Source organism: Mesorhizobium metallidurans STM 2683 (genome assembly GCF_000350085.1).
GTDB classification, from domain to species: Bacteria; Pseudomonadota; Alphaproteobacteria; order Rhizobiales; family Rhizobiaceae; genus Mesorhizobium; species Mesorhizobium metallidurans.
In genome coordinates this window covers 176,876-200,758 of the sequence record NZ_CAUM01000143.1, presented here as the reverse complement: position 1 = coordinate 200,758, position 23,883 = coordinate 176,876, and the positions used below count along the sequence as shown (strand labels likewise).

Annotated in this window: 23 protein-coding genes and 1 pseudogene; 10 read left to right on the top strand and 14 right to left on the bottom strand. The window is 62.1% G+C overall.

Annotated elements, in window-relative coordinates:
* Positions 1-4: 4 nt before the first annotated feature.
* From MESS2_RS24490 to MESS2_RS24455, 8 genes are all read right to left on the bottom strand, one after another.
* Complete coding sequence (locus tag MESS2_RS24490) at positions 5-1,384, bottom strand: aspartate aminotransferase family protein (RefSeq protein WP_008877224.1); 1,380 nt, start codon at positions 1,382-1,384, stop codon at positions 5-7.
* Positions 1,385-1,422: 38 nt separating this feature from the next.
* Positions 1,423-2,916, bottom strand: coding sequence for an NAD-dependent succinate-semialdehyde dehydrogenase (locus MESS2_RS24485; protein WP_008877223.1), 1,494 nt, complete (start codon positions 2,914-2,916; stop codon positions 1,423-1,425).
* 132 nt (positions 2,917-3,048) lie between these two features.
* A complete protein-coding gene (locus MESS2_RS24480; protein ID WP_008877222.1) occupies positions 3,049-3,540 on the bottom strand; it encodes an Lrp/AsnC family transcriptional regulator in 492 nt (163 codons plus the stop codon).
* A gap of 46 nt (positions 3,541-3,586) precedes the next feature.
* Entirely contained in the window at positions 3,587-4,594 is a 1,008-nt protein-coding gene (doeB, locus tag MESS2_RS24475) for a N(2)-acetyl-L-2,4-diaminobutanoate deacetylase DoeB (RefSeq protein WP_008877221.1), read from the bottom strand.
* A gap of 2 nt (positions 4,595-4,596) precedes the next feature.
* Positions 4,597-5,778 (bottom strand): ectoine hydrolase DoeA, encoded by a 1,182-nt coding sequence (doeA, locus tag MESS2_RS24470; protein WP_008877220.1) that lies wholly within the window; start codon positions 5,776-5,778, stop codon positions 4,597-4,599.
* A gap of 79 nt (positions 5,779-5,857) precedes the next feature.
* Positions 5,858-6,847 (bottom strand): ectoine utilization protein EutC, encoded by a 990-nt coding sequence (gene eutC, locus MESS2_RS24465; RefSeq protein WP_008877219.1) that lies wholly within the window; start codon positions 6,845-6,847, stop codon positions 5,858-5,860.
* Positions 6,844-7,836, bottom strand: coding sequence for a hydroxyectoine utilization dehydratase EutB (gene eutB / locus MESS2_RS24460; protein ID WP_008877218.1), 993 nt, complete (start codon positions 7,834-7,836; stop codon positions 6,844-6,846). The genes eutC and eutB overlap by 4 nt, the downstream gene beginning before the upstream one ends.
* A 90-nt stretch (positions 7,837-7,926) precedes the next feature.
* The gene (locus MESS2_RS24455; RefSeq protein WP_008877217.1) at positions 7,927-9,075 is read right to left on the bottom strand and encodes a M24 family metallopeptidase; all 1,149 of its coding nucleotides are present in this window, start codon (positions 9,073-9,075) and stop codon (positions 7,927-7,929) included.
* Positions 9,076-9,311: 236 nt separating this feature from the next.
* On the opposite strand from MESS2_RS24455, the gene ehuB reads away from it, so the two are divergent.
* The 8 genes and pseudogenes from ehuB (at position 9,312) to MESS2_RS24425 (ending at position 14,178) form a co-directional block, all read left to right on the top strand.
* Positions 9,312-10,181 carry an ectoine/hydroxyectoine ABC transporter substrate-binding protein EhuB gene (gene ehuB / locus MESS2_RS24450; protein WP_008877216.1) on the top strand — a complete coding sequence of 290 codons (870 nt, stop codon included), beginning with the start codon at positions 9,312-9,314 and terminating at the stop codon, positions 10,179-10,181.
* A gap of 56 nt (positions 10,182-10,237) precedes the next feature.
* Positions 10,238-10,966, top strand: coding sequence for an ectoine/hydroxyectoine ABC transporter permease subunit EhuC (gene ehuC / locus MESS2_RS24445; protein ID WP_008877215.1), 729 nt, complete (start codon positions 10,238-10,240; stop codon positions 10,964-10,966).
* Positions 10,963-11,622 carry an ectoine/hydroxyectoine ABC transporter permease subunit EhuD gene (gene ehuD / locus MESS2_RS24440; RefSeq protein ID WP_008877214.1) on the top strand — a complete coding sequence of 220 codons (660 nt, stop codon included), beginning with the start codon at positions 10,963-10,965 and terminating at the stop codon, positions 11,620-11,622. Before ehuC ends, ehuD begins: the two co-directional genes overlap by 4 nt.
* On the top strand, positions 11,619-12,398 hold the full coding sequence (ehuA, locus tag MESS2_RS24435; protein WP_008877213.1) for an ectoine/hydroxyectoine ABC transporter ATP-binding protein EhuA: 780 nt from the start codon (positions 11,619-11,621) through the stop codon (positions 12,396-12,398). Before ehuD ends, ehuA begins: the two co-directional genes overlap by 4 nt.
* Positions 12,395-13,126: a GntR family transcriptional regulator gene (locus tag MESS2_RS24430; protein ID WP_008877212.1), complete on the top strand. Its 732-nt coding sequence runs from the start codon at positions 12,395-12,397 to the stop codon at positions 13,124-13,126. The genes ehuA and MESS2_RS24430 overlap by 4 nt, the downstream gene beginning before the upstream one ends.
* A gap of 182 nt (positions 13,127-13,308) precedes the next feature.
* A complete protein-coding gene (locus MESS2_RS31470; RefSeq protein ID WP_341872368.1) occupies positions 13,309-13,548 on the top strand; it encodes a glucose-6-phosphate isomerase family protein in 240 nt (79 codons plus the stop codon).
* Between the two features lie 221 nt (positions 13,549-13,769).
* Positions 13,770-13,877: pseudogene (locus MESS2_RS33995) on the top strand (shikimate dehydrogenase); the annotation flags it as partial.
* A 19-nt stretch (positions 13,878-13,896) separates the two neighbouring features.
* Positions 13,897-14,178 (top strand): hypothetical protein, encoded by a 282-nt coding sequence (locus MESS2_RS24425; protein ID WP_157357807.1) that lies wholly within the window; start codon positions 13,897-13,899, stop codon positions 14,176-14,178.
* 61 nt (positions 14,179-14,239) lie between these two features.
* On the opposite strand, the gene MESS2_RS24420 is transcribed toward MESS2_RS24425, so the two are convergent.
* From MESS2_RS24420 to MESS2_RS24395, 6 genes are all read right to left on the bottom strand, one after another.
* A complete protein-coding gene (locus tag MESS2_RS24420) occupies positions 14,240-15,013 on the bottom strand; it encodes an SDR family NAD(P)-dependent oxidoreductase (protein ID WP_008877208.1) in 774 nt (257 codons plus the stop codon).
* Between the two features lie 39 nt (positions 15,014-15,052).
* Positions 15,053-15,781, bottom strand: coding sequence for an SDR family oxidoreductase (locus MESS2_RS24415; protein WP_008877207.1), 729 nt, complete (start codon positions 15,779-15,781; stop codon positions 15,053-15,055).
* On the bottom strand, positions 15,778-17,091 hold the full coding sequence (locus MESS2_RS24410; RefSeq protein ID WP_008877206.1) for a D-tagatose-bisphosphate aldolase, class II, non-catalytic subunit: 1,314 nt from the start codon (positions 17,089-17,091) through the stop codon (positions 15,778-15,780). The genes MESS2_RS24415 and MESS2_RS24410 overlap by 4 nt, the downstream gene beginning before the upstream one ends.
* A complete protein-coding gene (locus MESS2_RS24405; RefSeq protein ID WP_008877205.1) occupies positions 17,088-18,089 on the bottom strand; it encodes a tagatose kinase in 1,002 nt (333 codons plus the stop codon). The genes MESS2_RS24410 and MESS2_RS24405 overlap by 4 nt, the downstream gene beginning before the upstream one ends.
* 262 nt (positions 18,090-18,351) lie before the next feature.
* Positions 18,352-19,572, bottom strand: a complete 1,221-nt coding sequence (locus MESS2_RS24400) for an ROK family transcriptional regulator (protein WP_008877204.1) — start codon at positions 19,570-19,572, stop codon at positions 18,352-18,354.
* Positions 19,573-19,713: 141 nt separating this feature from the next.
* Complete coding sequence (locus MESS2_RS24395) at positions 19,714-20,598, bottom strand: sugar phosphate isomerase/epimerase family protein (protein WP_008877203.1); 885 nt, start codon at positions 20,596-20,598, stop codon at positions 19,714-19,716.
* 481 nt (positions 20,599-21,079) lie between these two features.
* On the opposite strand from MESS2_RS24395, the gene MESS2_RS24390 reads away from it, so the two are divergent.
* On the top strand, positions 21,080-22,036 hold the full coding sequence (locus MESS2_RS24390; RefSeq protein ID WP_008877201.1) for a helix-turn-helix domain-containing protein: 957 nt from the start codon (positions 21,080-21,082) through the stop codon (positions 22,034-22,036).
* A 397-nt stretch (positions 22,037-22,433) separates the two neighbouring features.
* The gene (locus tag MESS2_RS24385; RefSeq protein ID WP_244440080.1) at positions 22,434-23,849 is read left to right on the top strand and encodes an extracellular solute-binding protein; all 1,416 of its coding nucleotides are present in this window, start codon (positions 22,434-22,436) and stop codon (positions 23,847-23,849) included.
* Positions 23,850-23,883: the final 34 nt, after the last annotated feature.

Sequence of the window (23,883 nt, the reverse complement as noted above, 5' to 3'; positions counted from 1 at the left end):
GTCTTCAGATGTTGGCGAACACGCTCTTCACAGCGTCCGCCGTCTTCGACACCACGATGTCGGCTTCCTTGCGCGTCAGGCAGAGCGGCGGCGCGAAGCCGAGGATGTCGCCCTGCGGCATGGCCCGGCCGATGACACCGCTTGCGGCGAGCGCGGTCGCTACCTGCGGCCCGATCTTCTGCGCGGCGTCGAAGAACACCCGGTCGTCCTTGTCGGCGACGAACTCGACCGCCGCCAGCATGCCGTCGCCGCGCACCTCGCCGACATTTTTGTGGCCGCCAACGGCTTTCGCCAGTTCGGCGCGGAAATAGGCGCCGGTCTCGCCGGCGTTCCTGACCAGGTCCATCTCGTCGATCAATTCGAGATTGGCGACGCCGGCGGCAACGCAGATCGGATGCGCCGAATAGGTCCAGCCATGGCCGAGCGAACCAAGCTTGTCGGAGCCCTGCACCAGCACCTGCCAGACCTTGTCCGAAACGATGACGCCCGACAGCGGCGCGTAGGCCGAGGTCAGGCCCTTGGCGATGGTGATGAGGTCGGGCTTGATGCCGCAGTGGTCGGAGCCGAACATCGTGCCCAGCCGGCCGAAGCCGGTGACGACCTCGTCGGCGACCAGGAGCACGTCGTATTTCTTCAGCACTGCCTGGATCTTCTCCCAATAGCCGGCCGGCGGTGGCACGATGCCACCGGTGCCGAGGATCGGCTCGCCGATGAAGGCGGCGACGGTCTCCGGCCCTTCGGCCAGGATCATCTGCTCGAGCTTGTCGGCGCAATATTGCGAGAACTGTTCCTCGCTCATCGAGCGGTCGGCGCGGCGGAAATAATAGGGCGCCTCGGTGTGCAGGATCGGCGCGCGCGGCAGGTCGAAGGCGTTGTGGAACAGGCCGAGCCCGGTCAGCGATCCCGTCATGACGCCGGAACCATGATAGCCGCGCCAGCGCGAGATGATCTTCTTCTTCTCCGGCCGTCCGAGAACATTGTTGTAGTACCAGATCAGCTTGATGTTGGTCTCGTTGGCGTCGGAACCCGACAGGCCGAAATAGACGCGGCTCATGCCTTTCGGCGCGCGGTCGATGATCATCTTGGCCAGCGTGATCGAGGCCTCGGTGCCGTGGCCGACATAGGCGTGGTAGTAGGCGAGGTTCTTCGCCTGCGCGGCGATGGCGTCAGCGATCTTCTGGCGGCCATAGCCGACATTGACGCAATAGAGCCCGGCAAAGGCATCGATGCTCTTCTTGCCATTGTTGTCCCAGACAGTGACGCCTTCACCACCTGCCATCACGCGGGTCGGCGATTCGCCGCGCGCGTGCGTGCCCATATGGGTCGAGGGATGGAAGAAGTGGTCGCGATCCCAGGCGGCGAGTTCATTGGACTGGTCGAGCATTTTTGACTCCTGACGAAAAACGAAGAACCCAGCGCGGCTTAGCCCACGTCGAGACAAAGGTATTTGAGATCGGTGAAGGCTTCCAGCCCGTGGCGCGAGCCTTCGCGGCCGACGCCCGATTGCTTGACGCCGCCGAAGGGGATCGGCGCGCCGGTGATCTTGACGCGGTTGATCGCCACCATGCCGTAGTCGAGCGCACGGCCCAAACGCGACTGCCGGGCGCCGTTCTCGGTCACGACATAAGCGACCAGACCGTATTCGGTGGCATTGGCGCGGGCGACGACCTCGTCCTCCGTATCAAAGGCGGCCACTGCCGTGACCGGCCCAAACGTTTCTTCCCGCATGATCAACGCATCGTCCGGCACGTCAACCAGCAGCGTGGGCTGGTAGAACAATAGTCCGGCCTGGTGGCGGCCGCCGCCGGTGAGGCAGCGTGCGCCATGGGCTAGAGCATCGGCGACCTGTTCCTCGACCTTCCTCACCGCGCGTTCGTGCATCAGGGGCCCGATATCGACATCCGCGGCAAGGCCGTGGCCGGTCTTCAAGGCCGAAATGCGCGTGGCAAAGGCCGCACAGAAACGATCGTAAATGCCGCGCTGGACAAGGATGCGGTTGGCCGCAAGGCAATCTTGCCCGGAGGTGGCGAATTTCGCATCGAGCGCAATCGTTACCGCCTTGTCGAGATCGGCGTCGTCGAAGACGATCAGCGGCGCGTGGCCGCCAAGCTCCATCACCAGGCGTTTCATGGTCGGTGCGCACTGCGCCGCGATCAGCCGGCCGACCTCGGTCGAGCCGGTGAAGCTCATGGCGCGGACGCGTGGGTCTTCGCATATCCGCCCGACGATCGCCGAAGCACTGCCGGTGATGACGTTGAAGACGCCTGCCGGCAAGCCGGCGCGTTCGCCGAGTTCGGCCAGCGCCAGCGCCGACAGCGGTGTTTCGGAGGAGGGGTGCGCGACGATGGTGCAGCCGGCGGCAAGCGCTGCCGCCGCCTTGCGGGTCAGCATGGCCGACGGAAAATTCCACGGCGTGACGACGCCGACGATGCCGAGCGGTTCGCGCCGCACTATCATCTCGGCGTCCGGCAGATGGCTGGTGACGCTTTCGGCGTTGAGGCGTTTTGTTTCTTCCGCATACCATTCGACGAAAGACGCGGCATAGTCGATCTCGCCCAGCGATTCCCTAAGCGGCTTGCCCTGTTCGAGCGTCATCAGCAACGCAAGGTCGGCCTTGGCGGCGACGATCAGATCGAACCATTGGCGCAGGATTCTCGACCGCTCCTGCGGCAGCAGGCCGCGCCAGGCCGGAAAGGCCCGGGAGGCCGCATCGATGGCCCTCGCCGTCTGCCCGGCGTCGAGCGCGGCGACCCAGGCGACAGTCGTGCCGGTCGCCGGATCGGTGACTTCGAAACTCTTTCCCGCCTCGCTCGCCGTCCAGCGCCCATCGACATAGGCAAGCTCGCGCAGCAGGCGCCGATCGGCCAGCTGGTCGAGCGCTTCGTGACGGTGCGAGCGGGCAAAATGCGCGGACATGATCGAGCCTCCCGGTTCAGGTGATACGGGCAAGACTATCCGCGCGGCACGGACAGAGAGGCTGTTTGCATGTCCCGATATAGAGAGATTGTCTTTATTGCACTGCCCTGCCAGACGATCTCTCTGGCGTCGCTATGGCTGCTCCGGCAACAGATCGGCCACGGGCAGCACGATCTCTTCCTTGACCGTCTTGGTGACGATGTAGGTGAAATAACGGTCGATGCCGATTTCGCGTTCGAGCAAGCCATCGACAAGCCGTTGATAGGCGTCGATATCGCGCGCCATCACTTTCAGCACATAGTCGACGCCGCCACCCACCGACCAGCAGGCGACGATCTCGACGATGTCGCGAATGGCGCGTTCAAAGCGGTCGAAATCGGCTTGCCGGTGGCTGGCAAGTGTCACTTCCATCAATACGGTGGCGATTGGCGCCAGCGCACGGATCGCCACCCTTGCGTGATAGCCGGAGATGATGCCGGCCTTTTCCAGCTTGCGCAGCCGCATCCAGCAGGGCGTCGGCGACAGGCCAACCTTTTGCGCCAGGGCAAGCTTGGTGATGCGGCCGTCGCGCTGAACGGCATCCAGTATTTTGAGATCGATGGAATCGAGTCGCGCGGATGTCATGGCGGGCAACTCCGCAGGCCCGGAATCGCATTGTGGCGGGCGGACCTCATTCGACGGTAATCGCAATGACGCTGGCGCAATCGCCGGCCTTGACGAGACCGGGAAAGTGTCGCGCGACGAGAAGGCCAGACATCCTTGCCACAATCTCCTGCGGCGCCACCCCGGTTCGGCTGATGGGGTGAATGCGGGCAACGACCTGTCCGGCTGTGACTGGTTCGCCAAGATCAACCATCGTCTCGATCATACCGTCGTCCTCGGCGAAGCAGAAGCAATCGCCTGACGGCATGTCCAGCCAGCGCGTCGGCCGCTGATCGACAGCGCCGGCGACGATGCCGGCGTGTTTGAGCACGTTCAAAACACCACGCCGGGCAATGCCGACCGTATACGCGGTCGACGTGCCCCCGCCGCCGAGCTCGGTGGTGACGAAGATCTTGCCGAGATCTTCGGCGGCGGTGTCGTACATGCCGACCGCGTCGATTTCGAGCATCTTCATCGACCATGGCGCCGAGAATGCCGCGACGGCTGCGAAGGTCTTTGTGGACAGCGCCTGGTCGGGAACAGCGTGCGCGGCGCAATAGGGAATGAAATCAAGGGTTTTGCCGCCGGAGTGGAAGTCGAGCACGATGTCCGCGCGCGGCAAGAGTTGGCGCTGGAAGTAGTCGGCGATTTTCTCCGTCACCGTGCCGTCAGGGCGTCCGGGAAAGGATCGGTTCATGTTGCCCTTATCGATCGGCGAGGTGCGCGTGCCGGCGCGAAACGCCGGGTAGTTCATGGCCGGCACGATGATGACCGTGCCGTTGACGTCCTTCGGGGACAGGGTACGCGCAAGCTCGAACAAGGCAAGCGGCCCCTCATACTCGTCGCCGTGATTGCCACCGGTCAGAAGGGCGGTCGGCCCGTTGCCATTCCGGATCATGGCGATTGGAATCATCACCGAGCCCCAGGCCGAGTCGTCACGGCTGTAGGGCAAGCGAAGATGGCCATGCTGGACCCCTGACTTGTCGAGGTCGATGGTCGGGGTGATCGACGAGGGTCGCTGGTGAGCTGTCGGCATGATCAATCCTTGACGAAGAGCTGGCGAGGCACGTTGGCCAGGCATTCGACGCCTGTCTCGGTGATCAGGATCGACTCGGTGATCTCCAGCCCCATCGTTTCCAGCCAGAGACCGGTCATGAAATGGAAGGTCATGCCCGGCTTGAGTTCGGTGCGGTCGCCGGGCCGCAGGCTCATCGTGCGCTCGCCCCAGTCCGGCGGGTAGGAAAGGCCGATCGAATAGCCGGTGCGGCTGTCCTTGACGATGCCGTATCGCTTCAAGACCGCGAAAAACGCATTGGCGATGTCTTCGCAGGCATTGCCTGGCCTGGCGGCGGCGAGGCCTGCTTCCATACCTTCCAGCGTGGCCTTCTCCGCGTCGAGAAAGGCTGGTGTCGGCTTGCCAAGAAATACGGTGCGCGACAGCGGGCAGTGGTAGCGGTTGTAGCAACCGGCGATCTCGAAGAACGTGCCTTCATTCGGCTTCATGGGCTTGTCGTCCCAGGTGAGGTGCGGCGCCGACGCATCCTCGCCCGAGGGGAGCAGGGGCACAAGCGCCGGGTAGTCGCCGCCAATGCCGTCGACGCCGCGCGTTCCGGCATCATAGATCTCGGCGACGAGATCGCATTTGCGCATGCCGACCTCAACCTTGTCGACGATGCGCTTGTGCATGGCCTCGACGATGCGGGCGGCGTTGCGCATGTAACCGATTTCGGTTTCGGTCTTGACGGCGCGCTGCCAGTTCACGAGCCCCGTCGCGTCGACTAGGCGCGCGTTTGGCAGATGCTTTTGCAGAGACAAAAAGGCCGCGGCGGAAAACCAGTAATTGTCCAACTCGACCCCGATGGCGAGCTTGTCCCAACGCCGCTCGCCGAGAATCTGCGCGAGATAGTCCATCGGATGCCGCTCGGTCGACTGCACATAGTGGTCCGCGTAGGGCACGATGTTGTCATCGGTGAGATAGCTGGTGCGCCTGGCGCCGTTGGCGTCCTGGCCGCGGCCGTACCAGACAGGTTCTCCGTCGGGCGGTACGATGACCGCCTGGTGGACGTAGAAGGACCAGCCATCATAGCCGGTCAGCCAGTGCATGTTGGACGGATCGCTGACGATCAGCAGGTCGATGCCTTTGGCCTCCATGGCACGGCGCGTCTTGGCCAGGCGCTCGGAATATTCCTGCCGGGAGAACCTCAGATTTGCAGTGGTCATTTTCATTTGTCCCGGTTCTAGGTCTTTGTTTGTTCGCATGATCTTGTCCGAAAAGTCTGCAACTTTTCGGGATCATGCTCTAGCTTTCGAAGGATGTGCCGGCCTTGGCCGCATTGGCGCGATCGCGAGCAAGCGTGGCGATCGCGGTGTCCTGTACGCCGGTGCCGGTGAGATCGGCCAGGGTTGTGTCGGAGGGCGATGTGCGTCCAGGCGACGTACCGGCGATGACTGCGCCAAGCTCCGGGAACGCTTGTTCTGGGGCGGCGACGCCGGCGGCGATGGCGTGGTGCAGTTCGCCAAGCCGCCGCGTCTGCTTGAGGCTGTCGGCGACGTAGACGGCTTTTTCGAACACCGCCGGATCGATCTCGTTCTTGTGCTCGGAGTCCGACCCCATGGCCGTGACGTGCTGGCCGCTCTTCAGCCATTGCGCCATCAGCACCGGCTTCTCGGACGGCGTCGTCGTGACGATGATATCGGCTTCGGCGGCTGCTTGGCGGGGATCTGACACGGCAGCGACGTTGATGCCGAGCGACCGGCTCAGATCGGCCGCGGTGGCCTCGGCCTTGGCCCCGTTACGCGCCCAGATGCGCGCCTGCCGGATCGGCCGCACCAAAAGCAGCGCTTCGAGTTGCAGCCGCGCCTGGGCGCCAGCGCCGTAGACAGCGGCCACGGACGAGTCCGGCCGCGACAGATGTTTGGCGGCGACTGCGCCGGCGGCCGCCGTGCGGACATCGGTGAGGTAGCCATTGTCCAGCAAGAGGGCTTCGACCAAACCCGTTCTGGCTGACAACAACACCATCATGCCGTTGAGGCTGGGCAACCCGAGCTTGGGATTGTCGAAGAAGCCAGGGCTGATCTTGATGGCGAAGCCATCGACGCCGGGAATGTATGCCGTCTTCACGTCAACTTCGCCGCGATGCTCGGGAATGTCGAGGCGCAGGATCGGCGGCATCGCAACCGGCAAGGTGGCCAGTGCCCGAAAGGCGTGCTCGACGCAGGCCACCGCTGCAAGATCAAGTTTGACGACCTTTCTAAGTTCGACCTCGGTCAAGATGGTCATGCGGCTCATGGATTGATCTCCTCGTCATTCGTCCATGTTGCGCAGATGATGCTGCGGTGCAGGCCCATGCCGATGTTGCGGCCCGACAGCAGGACGACGGTTTCGCCTTCCAGCCTGACCTTGCCGGCCAGGATTGCGGCGATCCCAACGGCGCCGGCTCCTTCAACAATCTCGCGCTCGACGGCGTAGGTGTGCCGGATACCCGCGGCGATCTCGGCCTCGGTCAGCAGAACCACCTCGTCGAGCAGGTCGCTGCACATCCGGAAAGTGTATTCATTGGCCAGACCGATGCCGCCGCCCAGCGAGTCCGCGAGCGTCGGCAGCTCCGTCACCGGGATTGGCTTACCAGCATCGATGCTGGCTTTCATAGCAGCACCGCGTTGCATCGAAACGCCGATGATCCGTGTTGCCGGCGAGATGCTTTTTACCGCGGCAGCTATACCGGCCGCGAGCCCGCCGCCGGAAAGCTGGACCAGCACCGTCCCGGCGGTAGGTACCGCTTCGATCATCTCGAGGCCGATTGTGCCTTGTCCGGCAATCACGGCGGGATGGTCGAAGGGCGGAACCATGGTCATGTTCTCATCGCGGACCAGCCGATCGACCTCTTGCTGCGCGTCGTCCTGGCTGTCGCCGACAATGCGTATGTCGGCGCCAAGGCGGCGGATTTCGGCAAGCTTGTTGTCGGGAACCAGGCGCGACATGCAGATGACGGCGCGCACGCCTTCGAGCTTTGCCGCATGCGCCAGCGCGCGCCCATGATTGCCGGTGGAGGCAGCGACCACGCCGCGCGACTTTTCGTCAGGAGAGAGCAGGGCGACCGCGTTGGAGGCGCCACGCAGCTTGAAACTGCCGGTCGTCTGGCGATGCTCCAACTTCAGGGACACCGGCACTCCGGCAATCTCCGAAAGCGACGCGGAACGGACTGTCGCGGTCCGCTCGATCTTGTCGGCGATCCGCAGCCGCGCGGCCTGGATATCGCTGAGCGTGACCGGCTTCATTGGAATACCCGCTGCTCGGCGGTGGCCGCGATCGGCGGTCGATCGAGAGATGCGTTGCGGAAAATCGAGAGTGCGGAATAGCGCGTCATATCAGCGGACAATCGGGCCGGTGGGAGTGCGGGTGAGCACTTCCGCCCCGCTACCGGTCAGAAGCACGGTGTTGGAGATGAAATCGTCGCCGCGGCCCGTGCCCATCAGCCAGGACAGGATGTGAAAACTCATGCCGGCCTCGATTTCGATATCGGAATCGTGGCGGAGCCCCGTCACCGAATTGCCGCCGGTCCAGGAGGGCGGCTGGCCAGCGCCGACCAGATAGCCGCAATGGTGCCGCCGGTAGTGCGAGAGACCTGCGTCATCGACGACGTCCTGCCAGGCCGCGTAGACATCGCGCGCCTTGACGCCCGGTTTGAGCGCAGCGACCACAGCGTCGAAGGCCTTGGCGGTCGTCTCGGCCATCGCCGCGTCCGCATCGCTGATGCCGCCGATACGGACAAGCCGTCCGAGCGGCGCGTGATAGCGCGAGACGCAGCCGGACAGTTCGAGGAACACAGGCTCGCCGGATCTGTAGTTCTTGTCGCCCCAGGTGGTGTGCTCTTCGCCAAGCCGGGCGGCCGGGCGGATGAATGGGCCGAAGCCCGGAGCGTGGCCGCCGGCCCTGATCATTGCCGCCACGCATTGCGCGGCGACATCCTGCTCGGCCGCGCCATCCGAAATCGCTTCGATCGCGGCGGCGGCGGCGGCGTCCGTCACCTTGGCGGCGCGGCGCATGAGGGCCTGTTCCTCGGCACTTTTCACACGCCGCATCGTGTCGACCAGACCGGAGATATCGCTCCAACTGGCACCAACTTGCGCCTTGAGCTTGAGAGCGAGGCCGTGGCTCAGTCCGGACGTCCAGTATTCGAGCCCGATCGGCTTGTCCGCGAGGCCGAGTTCGGACAGCACACGGGCAGCGAGATCGGCTGCGGTCTCGCTGTCGGAATGGCCGCGAAATTCTGTCGCCTTGACCTGGTTCTCGATGGTCACGCGCTCCATCGAACGCGTGATCAGGATCGGTTTTCGATCGGGTGGAACGATAAGGAAATGCGGCGCGAAGTAACCCCAGTGATCGAGGCCGGTGAGGTAGAAAACATTCTCCGGCGAGACGATGATCGCTGCTTCGAGCCCACTTTCAATCAGCGCTGCGCGAAGCTTCGCAAGACGTTCAGCCAGCTCGGCTTCGGAAAACGGATTGCGGTCCATGGGGTCTCTTTCCAAGCATTTTTTCTGGGTACACCAACACGGCCGACGACGCTTAATTGTGCACAACAAAGAGAGTGGGTGCGCTAAATTAGCAATGCGCACTCAGCAATTTATGGATTGTTACAACGCCGCTTGCAGCAAGTCCAGATCAGTTGTATACGTCTTATGCACCAATCGACGATGTGGGAGAAACATCGATCCGCTTGGCCAGCCATTGAAAAAGAAAAGGGGAAAGCATGTTCAAATCAACGACATCACGTCGCGCGGTGGTGAGAGCCGCTGCTTTTATCGCGCTCACGGCTACGGCATTCACATCGCTGCCGGCTCAGGCACAGACGACTCTCGAGCGCGCAAAGGCGGATGGCTACATTCGCGTCGGTTTTGCCAACGAGGCGCCGTTCGGCTTCGCCACGCCAGACGGCAAGCTGACCGGCGAGGCGCCGGAAGTCGCCAAAGCGGTGCTCGCCAAGATGGGCATCAAGCAGGTGGATGGCGTTCTCACCGAATTCGGCTCGCTCATTCCCGGCCTCAAGGCAGGCCGGTTCGACATCATCGCCGCCGGCATGTTCATCAACCCCAAGCGCTGTGCGGAGATCAATTTCTCCGAGCCGTCTTATGGCATTGGCCAAGCCATGCTCGTGCTCAAGGGCAATCCGAAAGGCGTGAAGGACTATTCGAGCATCAAGGACAATCCCGACCTGAAGCTCGCCGTGATGGCTGGCGCCGTCGAGGGCGGCTACGCCAAGGACGCCGGCGTAGCCGCTGACCAGATCGTCTCGCTGCCCGATCAGTCCAGCCTGGTCGCCGCCGTTCAGGCAGGCCGGGCCGACGCGGCGGCGCTGACTGCGCTGTCGATCGCCGACATGGCAAAGAAGGCCGATGGGGTCGAATCCACGACACCGTTCGGTGAAGTCGCCGGCAAGTCGGTCAAGGGCCATGGCGGGTTCGGCTTCCGCAAGGAAGACACCGACCTGCTGGAGGCGTTCAACGCCGAACTGAAAACCTTCCTGGGGTCGCCTGAGCATATCGCGCTGGTCGAGCCGTTAGGCTTTGGCAAGGATTACCTACCGAACAAGACCACCGCGCAGCTTTGCGCGGGCGAATAGTTTCCCCTACCGCTGGGCGGCGCAAAACGCGCCGCCCCCTTTGCAAGGAGGGGTAGATGGGAATCCGTACGCTGGTCGGCATGCTTGTCGCAGCACTCGCCGTCATCGGCGTGCTGGCGACGCAGGAGGCCTATAGCCTCTTCCTGCCGGGACTGCTGCAAGGCGCGGTTCTGACGATCGAGATCGCCCTTCTGGGCAGCCTGCTCGCCGTCGTCATGGGCGTGCTCGCCGCGCTGGCGCGGATGTACGGCCCGGCGCCGCTCCGCTGGCTGGCGACGGTCTATGTCGAGATCTTCCGCGGCACTTCGGCGCTGGTGCAGCTGTTCTGGCTGTTTTTTGTGCTGCCGCAATTCGGCGTCTCGCTCGACGCATTTCTTGTTGCCGTGCTTGCCCTTGGCCTCAATGTCGGGGCCTATGGCTCGGAGGTGGTTCGCGGCGCGATCCAGTCCGTCGCGCGCGGTCAATGGGAGGCGGCAACCGCGCTCAACATGAGCCGCGCCCAGATGCTGCGGCGGATCATCCTGCCGCAGGCGTTCGTCGCCATGATCCCGCCCTGGGGCAACCTCTTCATCGAGCTGTTGAAATCGACCGCCCTGGTTTCGCTGATCACCCTTTCGGACCTGGCCTTCAAGGCGCAGCAGATGAATCAGAACACGTTCAAGACCATCCCGATCTTTACTCTCGTCCTGCTGATGTACCTGGCCATGTCGCTGGTGCTGACGATCGGTATGCGGCTTCTTGAAAGGCGCGCCTCGCTGGGCCTTGCACGGGGGAGGGCGGCATGATCTGGGACTGGGCATTCGCCTTCGAAATCCTGCCCGTGCTTGGCCGCGCGGCGATCGTCACCATCGAGGCGACGCTGCTTGGCTTCATAATCGCCGCGTTGCTGGGCCTCGTCCTGGCTGTGGTGCGCATAGCGGTGCCGTGGACAGGCTGGACGATCTCGGTGCTGGTCGAGCTGATCCGCTCGACGCCCCTGCTGATCCAGATATTCTTCCTCTATTTCGTGCTGCCGAAATTCGGCGTCGTGCTCGACGCCTTCACGGCCGGCGTGCTCGCCATCGGCATCCACTACGCCGCCTATTGCTCGGAGGTTTACCGCGCCGGCTTCGACAATATTCATCGTGGCCAATGGGAAGCCGCGATCGCGCTCAACCTCTCGTCGTGGACGACGTTCAAGGACATCATCATCCCGCAGGCCATCCCGCCGATCGTGCCGGCACTGGGCAACTATCTCGTCGCGCTGTTCAAGGAGACGCCGCTGCTTTCGGCGATCGCGGTCCTGGAGCTGATGCAGACCGCCAAGATCATCGGCTCCGAGACGTTCCGCTACACCGAGCCGATCACGCTGGTCGGCCTGTTCTTTCTTGCGATGAGCCTGGTTTCGGCCGCCCTCATCCGCTCCCTCGAAGGGGTGCTCAACCGGAGGACCATGCGATGACCGAACAACCGATGGTTCGCTTCGAAAACGTCTCCAAACGCTATGGCGCGCTGACCGTGCTCGACGGCCTCGATCTCGAGATAAAGCGCGGCGAGAAGGTCTCGGTCATCGGCCCGTCCGGGTCGGGCAAGACCACGGTGCTGCGCATGCTGATGACGCTGGAAACGATCAATGACGGCGTGATCTGGGTCGAGGGCGAGCCGCTGACGCATATGCACCGGAACGGCAAGCTGGTGCCGGCCGATATCAATCACATCCGCAAGATCCGCGCCAAGATCGGCATGGTGTTCCAGTCGTTCAACCTCTTCCCGCACATGACCGCGATGGCGAACTGCATCGAGGCGCCGATCACGGTGCTCGGCATGAAGCGCGCGGACGCGGAGGCGCGCGCGGCCGATCTGCTGGAGATGGTAGGGCTCGGGCAGAAAAAGGGCCACTACCCCTCGCAGCTTTCCGGAGGCCAGCAGCAGCGTGTCGCCATCGCCCGCGCGCTCGCCATGCGGCCCAAGATCATGCTGTTCGACGAGGTGACCTCGGCGCTCGATCCCGAACTTGTCGGCGAAGTGCTGGAGGTTATTCGCAAGCTCGGCAGAGAGCACGATTTGACCATGCTGATGGTTACCCACCAGATGGGCTTCGCGAAGGAATTTTCCGATCGTGTCTGCTTTTTCCATGCGGGCAAGATCTGCGAACAGGGTCCGCCGAAGGAATTGTTCGGAGCGCCGAAGAATGAGCGCACGCAGCAGTTCCTCCGTGCCGTTCTGGAGGCTGGATGACGCTTGAAGCGGACGACACGGTGATCGCGGCGGCTTCTGCGGCCCCGCGTCCGCCTTCGGCACGGGAGCGGTTCGAACGCATCTACCTGATATTGCGCGACCGCATCTGCCTGCTCGAATACGCACCCGGTAGCCATCTTTCGGAAGAAGAGCTCGCCCAGGAGTTCGAGATCAGCCGCACGCCGGTTCGACGTGTGCTCACGCGCCTCGAATCGGAAGGTCTCGTCCAATCCGTCCATGGCGTCGGCACGATCGTCACCGACGCCGATGTCGAGGAGCTCCAGCAGGTCTACCATTTGCGTCTGGAATTGGCGCTGCTGATCGGCAAGCTCTCGCCGATCCCGCGCACGGCTGCGGATCTCGAACGGATCCGGGCTTTGATCGAGCGATGCGATGCCGATATGCGCGAGCCGGATCAGCGCGCCTTCCTGCGCCTCAACATGGATTTCTTTTACGAACTCAGCGCCATGACGGGGAACCAGCCACTGCGCGAGATCAGCGAACGGCTCTATTTCCAGGTCTCGCGCGTCGTCATCAAGATGATGCCCCAACTCGGCCTGGTGGACGAGTTCACCGCCTTCCGCCGCGAGATGGAGGAAGTCCTTGCCGCCGCGGAAATCGGCGACTGGGACTCAATCGGGCACATCAGGCGGGCGCATATCTCCATGAGTTTCCGCCGCATGATGCGCCATGCAGGCCACTCGGCCGACGTTACCGGCGCTCGCTGACTGAAGCGTCGCAAAACCGCTGTGCACTTTTGCGCCATGTACATTGGGCGGAAATGAGCAAATTCCGATTTCAATTCCGTGGCTTCTGGATTGGGCTGGAGCCGCGGATTTCGGCGAGCAACGGTGCAATCTCTCTTTGCTGATTTGCAGCCTGGCGGTATGCGAGCAGCAATTTCGCGGCCATTGCGGTCGTTGCCGGATCGGGAACATGGCGGACCATCAACACCGGCGCCGAGGATCTCGTCATGGTCTTCGTATATCCGTCCGACAGCGGCCAGGATTATGCCATCATCGAAGCCTCGAACGGCATGCGCCATCGTGTGATCGCGTCCGCGGACGGCGGCTGGAGTCTCATCGACAACGCGGTCTATAAGCCGCGCACCGGCGAGCAGGCGGATGCGCTGATGAAGAAATACGCCTGACGAGCCGAGAGCAATTCCAGGAAAAGTGTGAAACGGTTTTCCGCCCGGAATTGCGCCAAAAACAAAGAGATGGAGCGGTCCGGCGTTTCCGTGAAACGATGAACCGTTCTGGCCTTAGCAAAGGATCATTCATGAACGACCCAATCGACCTGATCGCAAGGCTCGGCGTTGTGCCGGCGAGGAACGCCGCGGCCGTCAGGGCCGGCTCTGGAGGCAAGCGCGTGACCGCCTACGAACCAGCGACCAGGCCGACGCTCTATTTCATCGGCGTGACCACCGGCAAAAGCTCGATCATGAAAGTCTTCCCGGCCTGGGCCAGATTTCTTGGGGCTGGAGGAAGAGGTCGGCATGCTGCGGCCGGACATCGCGCTGCTGCCCGTCAATGGCCGCAGGGCGGATCTGTCCACCAATGGCGTGGCTGGAAACTTTGACCTGATGGAAGCCATTGCCATCGCCCGGGCAGTCGGTTGCGGCGACATGGTTGCCCATCACTACGGATTGTTCGGGTTCAACAGCGTGGCTCCCGCGGCCATCGACGCGGCGCGATTGACCGATGGGCTGTACGTGCACCGGGCACGCGAGGGATTTGTACTTGAGAGTGCCGCGGCAACCGCAATGCATGCCCGATGAAGGATGTGGCGGCCGATCTCGCTCGGGCCGTCGCGCGAGGAAATTCCCGGTCGCTCTCGTCCTACCAGCACGTAAAACCGCCATCGACAGGCACGACGGCCCCGGTCATCAGGCTGGCCGCGTCGGAAGCGAGGAACAGCACGGCGCTGGCGACTTCATATGCCTGCCCCATTCGGCCCATCGGCGTGTCGTTCAACCAGGTCTCGATCCGCGTGCTGTTTTCCGGGTTTGCCAGAACCATCGGCGTTTCGATGTAGGTTGGTGCAACCGCGTTGACGCGCACCCCATGCGGCGCCCACTCGGCGGCGATCGAGCGCGTCATGTGATGGACGGCTGCTTTCGAGACGTTGTAGGGCGTCTGCGGTTGCGGTCGATTGCAGACCGTGCCGGACATCGATCCGAGATTGACGATCGAGCCACGCCGGGCGGCTATCATGTGCCTGCCGAATGCGCGGGAGCACCAGAAGACGCCGTTGACGTTGACGTTCATCATGCGCAGCCACAGTTCGTCGTCCACGTCCTCCGACGAAATGCCGCTGTTGCCGATGCCGGCATTGTTGACGAGGATCGAAGCGGGAGTGCCTCGGGCAGCCAGCATGTCGGCGATCTCGGTCATTCCTGCCGATGATGTCACATCACCGATCACCAGTTCGGCCTTGTGGCCTTTCGCGATCAGCGCGTCCGTCCCGGCCCTGCCGATCTGCTCATCCGGTTCGATGATCACCAGCAAGGCTCCGGCCTCGCCCAACGCTTCCGCGCATGCGAGGCCGATACCTCTGCCTCCGCCGGTCACCACGGCGACCTCGTCGTCCACCCTGAAACGCGCCTGGTACATGGTCAACCTCCCTGAACCTCCGCGCCGAGGTGCTGCGTTTCAGATGTCGAAGTTGGCCGGCAGAATGACGATGTCTCTGATCGTTACCGTCCGCGGCCGCGTCAGCATGAACAGCAGGACTTCGGCGATTTCCTTTGGATCGAACAGATTTCCGGACGCCATCGCCCGGTCAAGGTTCTCCTTCGGCCAGTTGGCGACAAGGGGCGTCAGCACCGGGCCGGGGGCGATCGCGCCGACGCGGATGCCGTGTTTGGCGACCTGCCGCCTCAGTGCGTGGACGAACGCCTGAACTGCGTGCTTGGAAGCCGTGTAGATTGGCTCCCACGGCACAGCGGTGTGGCCGGCGACGGAACTGGTGACGACAATGTCTCCAGTGCCCCGCTCGATCATGTGCGGCAGGACCGCATGGACCGTTCGGAACACGGCATTGACGTTCAGGTCCAGCATCCGGTCAAAGGCGTCCGGGTCGCCATCGATGAAATCGCCGCCGATATAGGCGCCGGCATTGGCATGGAAGGCATCGAGATGACCGACCTTGTCCAGAATGCCGGGCATCATCCCCGCCACGCTTTCCGGATTGGTGAGATCCACCCGCAAGGGAATTGCATTCTCGCCGAGCTCAGCAGCCAGGCTGCGCAGTTTGTCGTCCGCATAGTCGATCAGAACCACGCGTGCACCCGCATCGAGACAACCGCGGACACAGGCAAGGCCGATGCCCGATGCCGCACCGGTGATTGCGATGACCTTTCCAGAGAGTTGTCCGCTCATCCTCGTCCTCCATCCGTCGAATTGCTTTCGGTATTGGGCGCCTCGCCCGTGCAGGCGAAGCGGTACTCGTCCAGGCTGCGCTGGATCGAGGCGATCAGTAACGAGGTCGGCTCGAGCGGTCTGCCTGCAAACGCCTCGAATGCAGGCAGATGCTGCCGGAACAGCGTGAGCGGCACCGTCTTGCCGCGCAGGGCCGCTGTCAGCTTCGCAACCGCTGCTTCCGCCTCCGGCTGGTTCCAGTAATAGCGGATGCGGTCCGAGAAAGAGTAGTGACGCTGCAGGCGCTGTTCGGCTCCCGAGCCGTGATAGTGGCCCTGCCAATTGGCGGGTTCGGCCAGCATCAGCCGCTCCATGGCCTGATAGAGCGGACGGGCTCCGTAGTCCGGCAAAAGATCGGTTGCGATTAGGTCCAGCCCGTAGAGCGCTTCGCGTAGGACGAAGGTCAATTCCGGCCCTACCTTGAGGATCGGAAAGCCGTCCTCGACCAACTGGCGCAGAGATACCTGTCCCTGGTAATCGGTCGAATGCGCCTCGAAGACAAGGCTCGGCTCCTGCTCAAGCAGTTGCGTCAGCCCCCGTGCCTTGGCGCGATCGTAGAGGACCACATTCTCATTGCCGAACTCGACGCCCGGCTGGACCACCAGTGCGATGACGCGTGAGAACGCATCGGCCAGGCCCTGGCTGAGGAACAGGTCGCGATGAACATCGATCGTATGGGTCGCCGCCGCCATGCTGGTTGGCTCGATGTCGTTGATCGCATGGTTGGCGCCGCCGGGCGCCGGCACTTCGGTGCCGATGATATAGACCGGCGCTTCACCTCCAGCGGCGCGCGCCGCGCGCTCTGCCGCCAAGGCCAGCCGTGCTGCACGCTCCGCCGTCGTGGCGTCGTCGAGCGCGGCAGGCTCGCCGGCGCATCCCATCGAAGCATCGAGGTGGATCTTTCGGAAGCCGGCAGACACGTATGCCGTGACCATCTCTTCCGCTTTCGCCATCGCTGCGCCGGCATCTTCCTTGCGCCACGGATTTGGCCCTAGGTGATCGCCACCAAAGATGATCCTTTCCGTCGGGAGTTTTTCCTCCGCCGATATAAGCTGGACGAGACGAACGAAATCGCTGGGCAACATTCCGGTGTAACCACCGAACTGATTGACCTGGTTGCAGGTTGCCTCGATCACCAGCGTGTCGGAGAAGCGTGCGGCGTTGCGCGCTGCCGCCCGGATGACCAATGGGTGTGCCGAGCAGACCGACGTGACGCCTATCGGCGAACCCTTGCGCCGCGCCACCGCCAGGCTTCTGAGGAGGCCGGTCATGGCAGGCTTCTCGGGGTCACGGCGATGAATTCGTCAAGCTGCGGGCGTGAGGCGGCGCCTTCCATCGGACCTTGGACGGTGACGTTGCGAGCTCCCGCGGCATTGGCATATTCCAGAGCTTTGAATACCGGCATGCCGAGACGGCGGCAAGCAACGTAAGCGCCGCCGAAGCAATCGCCCGCGCCTGTCGGATCGACTTCCACAACCTTGAACGCCCGACAGTCGACACGTGAGCCGTCGGGGCCGAAGAATGTCGATCCATGTTCGCCGCGTTTGAGAGCTATCTCCGTCACGCCGCGGGCCAGGAGCGCGGTGACCGCTGCGGATTCACCATCAACTCCAGCTGCCATGAACAATTCGTCGCCCGAGGGCAGGATAAGGTCGGCGACATCCACAAGCTTGGCGAAGCGTTCCTGCGTCTGCCCGAGCCCGAGCAGTTCCTTGCGCAAATTCGGGTCGAGTGAAACGGAACCGCCGCGCTGCTTGATGACACCGATGGCGTGGTCCATCATCTCCCAGGCCCCCGGGATGGCAAAGGCGGTACCCATGACATGGAGGTGCCCGGCCCGCGCGAAAAGCGCTTTCGCCTCAGCCGTCAGGCTCACCAGCGCGGCCGCGGATTTTCCGATGTTGTAGACGAAGTCGCGCGAGCCATCGTCGCGATAGCGAACGAACGCGCTTCCGGTCGGATAATCCGGGCTGACCGAGATGGCCGATACATCCGCGCCGTCGGACCGGAGCCGTTCGATGTTGATGCGGCCGAAATCATCATCGCCGACCGAAGCAACAATTGCCGCCGAGCCGCCGATCTTCGCGCACTGGTCGATGAAAATCGCCGGCGCGCCGCTGGGGTAGGGGCCGATGAGTTCGATCGGTTCGAGGAAACCGTCGCCACGGCTCTTCGCCATGATCTCCACCAGGATCTCACCGATAACGACGGTTGGCCCCAGTGCATCCGCTGCGAGCTTGGTCTGACTTAGAATCGCATCTGCAGGCATCGCATGGCTCGGCTATTGGGCACTTTCAACATCGGAACACGCGCCAGCCGCAGGTCTCGTGGCCGCCGGGCGCCAGTCCTTTTCGGCAGCGAACGACAGCCCGGGACGGCTACGGTTAGGAATGCGCGATTACTCCTCCAGAAGGCACACTATGAGTGTTTGTAGGTTTATGCAACATATTAATCGACCGAGACTATGCGGGGATTTGCCGCCATTGTGAAATCGCTTGCAAAAGCGACTTCACATCAAGTCAGCCTTCGTCTTATTCCAGCTCTTCGAGTTCCGCCGTGTCATCGGCGAAACGCTGGCTTTCCAAAGACAAATAACGCTGGTGCAACATACAGGCCGCACCGAAGGCGGAACCGAGAGTTCCTTCATCGTTCACCGTGATTGATGGGAATGGGAAACTGGATTCCTGTATGGCATGGATGTGTGCAGCCACCCTGGCGGTCATCAAGGGATAGAGCGCGGCGACCGAACCGCCCAGCACGATCCGGTCGGCGTCGATGATCCGGCAAGCCTGCACAAGCCCAATTGCCAAGGCCTTTGCCCACTGCTCGGCAATAGAGACGGCGCTGGGCAGCCGATCCTGGACATCGGCGAGGAAGTTGCCAAATGTCGGATGATCGAGGGCGGAGGTCTTCCGGTACTCCCCCATGATGGTCTCAAGGCCGATCAGTTGTTCCAGATTGCGGCGCGGGCCTGGCGCGTCGCCGATGATCAAGTGCCCGATCTCGCCAGCCAGCCCGTTGGCGCCGCGAAAGAGATTGCCGTCAATGATGATGCCGCCGCCGACGCCACTCTCCATCACGAGAAAGAGCGTCACGCCTGAATGCGCCTCGCTGCGCCCGTAGGTCGCGCCGATGGCGAATGCGTTGGCGTCGTTTTCGGCAAGGACCGGAACGCGCAGCGGCAAGGCGTCCCTGACCAGGTCGGCGAGGTGAACATTTCGCCAGCCCAGAAGCGGCGCCAGGCGGATCAGGCCATGCTTGTCCATCTGCGCCGGCGTCGATACGCCAATGCCTTCGCAGCGCTCCAGCTTTGACGCCGGAATGGATTGAAGAGCCAGGCTCACCGCGCGGTCGACCGCCGCCTCGACGCTGATCGAGGGCCCATCGAACGGTTCTACATTCGTCGAAACGATGTTGGTCCCGAGATCGATCTCGACCGTGCTGATATGTTCGACACCGATCTCGACCCCAAGGAAAAATATGGCATCCGGCACGAGTTCGAGCATGATGCCCGGGCGACCGGCCCGGGCATAGCCCGGTAGTTCAGGCGGATCCTCAATCGCTTCGCGCACCAGGCCGTCAGCCGTCAGGCTGGCGATGATATGCCCCGACGAAGAGCGGTTAAGACGCAATTTGCGCGCGAGTTCGGCTCGGCTGAGACGCCCGAACTGATGAAGGGCTTTGAGGGCCGCCACTTCATTGCTTTGTCGAATTCTGCGATGCGAACTGGCGGTCAGCGCCGGGTCATTCACGTAGGTCTCTCCAGGCCACCTGCGATCCGCCAGTCGAAAGCCGATCCGCAGGTCCCCATTTTGGTATACGCCGTTTCAAGCGTGCGGCGACAGACGCAGTCTTTTCGACAGGTCCACACTGCCGCACAATCAGATCCTCGACTACGGACGGGCGTTCGTCGTTCGCCGGCGAACCGCCTCGTCCATTTTCAGGTCGATGAAGGCCTTGGCATGCTTGGCCAGCGGCATATTGTCGGTCCAGGTATCGCGCCAGATGGCGCATGCCAGCGAAAGACTCTCATCGACCACGGCGCTGGAGAACGATTCGAAGGTGATGTCGCGCTTGTAGCCGATGTCGAGCAAGGCATCGAAGATGCGATCGAAGTCGATAACCCCGTCGCCGAGATAGCCGCGATTGCTTTCGCCGATGTGAAAATAGCCGATCTTGTCGCCGGCCAGGCGAATGGCCGCCGCTGGGTTCGCTTCCTCGATGTTCATATGAAACGTGTCGAGATGGAGGGTAACGTGATCGGAGCCGGTCGCCTTGATGAAATCGAGGCCCTGAGCCGTCGTGTTCAACAGGTTCGTCTCGAACCTGTTGACGACCTCCAGGACCAGGTCGACCTTGGCCTTCTTTGCTGTTTCGGCCGTCCTGGCGATGGCTGCAACGCTGTTCTTGCGGCCGCGATCGCTTGGCATGGTCGAATATTTCGTATGGGCGGAATAGAGAATGCCGCCAAGTTTCGTGCCGCCGATATCTCGAACGGCCGCGACAGCACCCGCCAGCAGTTCCTCGCCGGCCTTGACGACGTCAGCATCCTCGCTCGACACATCGGCGCTCAACGGAAGACCCATCGTGACGGCGATTTCGAGACCCAGCGACTGAGCCTTCCTTGCGAGGCGGTCGAGATCGAACTTTTCGGGCCGAAGATACGCGAACTCGATCAGCTGGTAACCGCACGCGGCCGAATTCTCCATCGCCTCTTCGAGCATGGCCTGGGTGCCGCCCCCGGTCCAAACGAATGAATGAATGCCCAATCTGCGCATGCCGACCTCCTCCTAGAAACGCAATCTATGTTGCATAGCACAACAAAATATCCAAACTTGCCTCATGTCAAGGTCATGCGGAATATGAAATAGTTTGGTCGAATCTTGCCGTTTGAACAAAAAAGATTGACAGCCTAACGGAAAGCCCTAATTTGTCTCGTTAAGCAACATATAAGTTTGGCAAAGCACCAGGCGCAGAGGAGGAGGACCATCGAGCCGCGCTTGGATGCGCGGTAGTTCAGCTTTATGTTTCGCCCTATGGCGTCGTTCAGTGTTCGGTGACGTACATGTTCGATGGCTTGGGCACGCTCAATGATCCACAATGCTTGTGGCCTTTGGCCCGGTACACGACGGTTTTCGAGAACTCCGGGCAAATGGGCAAAGGAGACGTTGGCTATCACCGAGGGTAGAGGCTTGCGGGCTGTGGGAGGCTGCGGATCAAGGAGAGCGAAGCGCGACGTTATCGGGAAGGAGCCATTCAATGAAGCCCGCTCAGAAGATCGTTCCGGACTTCGAAATGATCATATGTCCGCCGGCGGAGTCGTTCCGCTGGAACATGCACGACTATCCATTTTTCAAGGCCAAGTGGCATTATCACCCGGAATACGAGTTGCACCTGACGCGGACGACTTCGGGCGTCATGATGGTGGGAGATCATATCGGCAAGTTCGCTCCAGGTTGCCTGGTCCTGACCGGGCCGAACGTCCCGCACAATTGGGTCAGCGATATTGAACCCGGGAAGCTGGTTCGCAATCGCGACATGCTGATCCAGTTCAGCCGCGAATGGGCCGACCGTGTCACCGGCTTCTGTCCCGAACTCGGAACCATCCGGCCGCTCTACGATGACGCCGTCTACGGAGTAGAGTTTCGCGGTGACACCGCTCTCGCCGGGCAGCGGCTGCTCGCACAGATCGGCGCCGCCCATGGCGCCGAGCGCGTTGTGCTCTTTCTGCAATTGATGATCACGCTGGCCCGCAATCCCGGCGACCGCCGCAGGCTCTCGCGGCTGGCACCCACCTCCGCTCAGGCGGAATTGCCGCCGGAACTGGACGTCGCGATGCGCTATGTTCTGGACCACTACAGCGACGATATCGACCTGCCGTTCGTTGCAAGGCTCTGCGACCTGGAACCGCAAGCATTTTCACGTTTCTTCAAGCGGCAGACAGGCCATACCTTCGCCCGTTACGTCATCCTCGCGCGCATATATGCCGCCTGCTCACTGCTGACGCAGACTTATCGGCCGATTACCGACATCTGCTTCGAAGTCGGGTTCAACAACATCGCCAATTTCAACAGGCAGTTCTTCAAGATCTGCGGGCGCACGCCATCGGACTACCGGCGTAGTGCCCACAAGATCGGGACTGAGGCGCGCGCCGATCCGTTCAGGGAAATCCGCACCTGGTCGGGCGTCGCCCGCGCAGTCGGCGAAAAAGTATAGATCGCCTGCAAACCACGCGTGGCAGGGGGGATGTCCCCCGCACTAAGTTGATCGGAATGCCCACGGGAGCGAGGCTGCGGAAGACACTGCGAATGCAGGTCGGGGGAGGAGGTATCTGGCGGAAACCACGGCCGCAGTTTCATTGTCTTGAGGGTGTGGCAACCGCGCTATCGGGAGGGATGGCAAGTGGCGCCACGATCGGTTGGTCGGAGGCGCGATGGGCCCCTGCATTTCGAGCGCGTGGACCTGGTCTCTCTCCAGCCTGAAACGGATTTTCAGTTGTGGCCAGGTGGGCCAAGAGGTGCCGTTCTGAAGGGCACGAACACAGCGATCGCAGAGTGGATGACTGACAGTCAACGTTTTGTTGGAGGAGTGAAAAATGAAACATGAACTTGGAATGAGTCTTGCCGCATTGGCAGTCGGCCTGATGACCAGCGTAATGCCTGCAAAGGCCGATTTCTGGTCGGACGCCGGTGCAAAATACAAGGGTGTCACGCTGCACGGCGTGACCGAAAGCACCCCACCTTCGAATTATATCAAGGACGTTCTTGCCCCCGCTTTCGAGAAAGCGACGGGTATCAAGGTGGAAATCGAGACCACGTCCTGGGACCAGATGTACGACAAGGCGATCAAGGACATGGAGGCCAAGACCGGCATCTATGACATGGTCTATATCGAGCAGGACATCATCTACGCCTACCTTGCCCGGGACTTCCTGGTCGATATCACGAAATCCCTCAAGGACGACCCATCGCTGAAAGCGCCGGATTACGACGAAACGCGTTTCACGACATTTGCGAACTATTTCAAAAATGCCGACGGCGATCTTTTCGGCATTCCGATGGAAGCCTTCATCAAGGTTTATTTGTACCGGACCGATCTCTTCAACGATCCGGCGATCAAGGAAGCCTTCAAGAAGGAAACCGGCAAAGACCTGGCGCCGGCAAAGACCCATGAGGAATACACGCAGATCGCGGAATTCTTCACCAAATGGGGCAAGGACCACAATCTGGAACTGTGGGGCACCACCGCGCAGGCGCATACCGGCCACCCCGCTTCATGGTATGAGTTCTTCGAGTCGATCGCGCCCACTTTCGGCGTCTACAACTGGGGTATCGACGCCTCGAAAAACTACTCTGCGTCCGTCGCCAATGGCGGCACGATGAACAGCGACAAGGCAAAGGCAGCGCTCAAATACTGGCTGCATCTGCGCGACATCGCCCCGCCGGAATCGCCGGCCAGCACCTGGACCGAAGTCGGCACCACCTTCGCGGCGGGCCGCGCGGCACAGGGCCTGGTCTATGGCGAGAACGCGGCATGGATTGCCGCCGACGCGGAGAAATCGAAGGTCGTGGGCAATGTCGGCGTTGCGCTGCCGCCGCTGGAGCCCGGCGTCATGGAGGACACAGAAGCCGGCAAGGGCTATATCGGCTACTATGACGGCGGCGCCTTCGGCCTTCCGGTCACGTCGAAAAACAAGGAAGCGTCGCTGCTGTTCCTGCAATATATCGGCCAGGATTCGGTCCAGGGCGATTGGGCGGTGGCGGCACCCCGCATCACCAACACGGCAACCTATGACGATCCGAAAGTCATCGAGATGGATAAGAAGCTCAATGGCTACTATACCATGCTCAAGAACGACGGAAAGCTGTTTGCCGGCGCTCCGCCCTATCCGTTCCATGCGCAGGTGCGTGAAGCAACGGCGCCGATCTTCTACAAGATACTCCTGGGTGAGGTCTCGCCCGACGATGGGCTCGACCAGATGGCTGCCGCAGCCGAGGCGGAATTGACGAATCTCGGCTACCGCAAGTAGCGGAGCGAACCCAGATCTCGGGCCGCCCTGAAGC

Excerpts from the sequence above, each read along its gene's own strand:
- MESS2_RS24490 (WP_008877224.1), bottom strand. The coding sequence starts at position 1,384 with ATGCTCGACCAGTCCAATGAACTCGCCGCCTGGGATCGCGACCACTTC.
- MESS2_RS24485 (WP_008877223.1), bottom strand. The coding sequence starts at position 2,916 with ATGTCCGCGCATTTTGCCCGCTCGCACCGTCACGAAGCGCTCGACCAG.
- MESS2_RS24480 (WP_008877222.1), bottom strand. The coding sequence starts at position 3,540 with ATGACATCCGCGCGACTCGATTCCATCGATCTCAAAATACTGGATGCC.
- doeB (WP_008877221.1), bottom strand. The coding sequence starts at position 4,594 with ATGCCGACAGCTCACCAGCGACCCTCGTCGATCACCCCGACCATCGAC.
- doeA (WP_008877220.1), bottom strand. The coding sequence starts at position 5,778 with ATGACCACTGCAAATCTGAGGTTCTCCCGGCAGGAATATTCCGAGCGC.
- eutC (WP_008877219.1), bottom strand. The coding sequence starts at position 6,847 with ATGAGCCGCATGACCATCTTGACCGAGGTCGAACTTAGAAAGGTCGTC.
- eutB (WP_008877218.1), bottom strand. The coding sequence starts at position 7,836 with ATGAAGCCGGTCACGCTCAGCGATATCCAGGCCGCGCGGCTGCGGATC.
- MESS2_RS24455 (WP_008877217.1), bottom strand. The coding sequence starts at position 9,075 with ATGGACCGCAATCCGTTTTCCGAAGCCGAGCTGGCTGAACGTCTTGCG.
- ehuB (WP_008877216.1), top strand. The coding sequence starts at position 9,312 with ATGTTCAAATCAACGACATCACGTCGCGCGGTGGTGAGAGCCGCTGCT.
- ehuC (WP_008877215.1), top strand. The coding sequence starts at position 10,238 with ATGGGAATCCGTACGCTGGTCGGCATGCTTGTCGCAGCACTCGCCGTC.
- ehuD (WP_008877214.1), top strand. The coding sequence starts at position 10,963 with ATGATCTGGGACTGGGCATTCGCCTTCGAAATCCTGCCCGTGCTTGGC.
- ehuA (WP_008877213.1), top strand. The coding sequence starts at position 11,619 with ATGACCGAACAACCGATGGTTCGCTTCGAAAACGTCTCCAAACGCTAT.
- MESS2_RS24430 (WP_008877212.1), top strand. The coding sequence starts at position 12,395 with ATGACGCTTGAAGCGGACGACACGGTGATCGCGGCGGCTTCTGCGGCC.
- MESS2_RS24425 (WP_157357807.1), top strand. The coding sequence starts at position 13,897 with ATGCTGCGGCCGGACATCGCGCTGCTGCCCGTCAATGGCCGCAGGGCG.
- MESS2_RS24420 (WP_008877208.1), bottom strand. The coding sequence starts at position 15,013 with ATGTACCAGGCGCGTTTCAGGGTGGACGACGAGGTCGCCGTGGTGACC.
- MESS2_RS24415 (WP_008877207.1), bottom strand. The coding sequence starts at position 15,781 with ATGAGCGGACAACTCTCTGGAAAGGTCATCGCAATCACCGGTGCGGCA.
- MESS2_RS24410 (WP_008877206.1), bottom strand. The coding sequence starts at position 17,091 with ATGACCGGCCTCCTCAGAAGCCTGGCGGTGGCGCGGCGCAAGGGTTCG.
- MESS2_RS24405 (WP_008877205.1), bottom strand. The coding sequence starts at position 18,089 with ATGCCTGCAGATGCGATTCTAAGTCAGACCAAGCTCGCAGCGGATGCA.
- MESS2_RS24395 (WP_008877203.1), bottom strand. The coding sequence starts at position 20,598 with ATGCGCAGATTGGGCATTCATTCATTCGTTTGGACCGGGGGCGGCACC.
- MESS2_RS24390 (WP_008877201.1), top strand. The coding sequence starts at position 21,080 with ATGAAGCCCGCTCAGAAGATCGTTCCGGACTTCGAAATGATCATATGT.
- MESS2_RS24385 (WP_244440080.1), top strand. The coding sequence starts at position 22,434 with ATGAGTCTTGCCGCATTGGCAGTCGGCCTGATGACCAGCGTAATGCCT.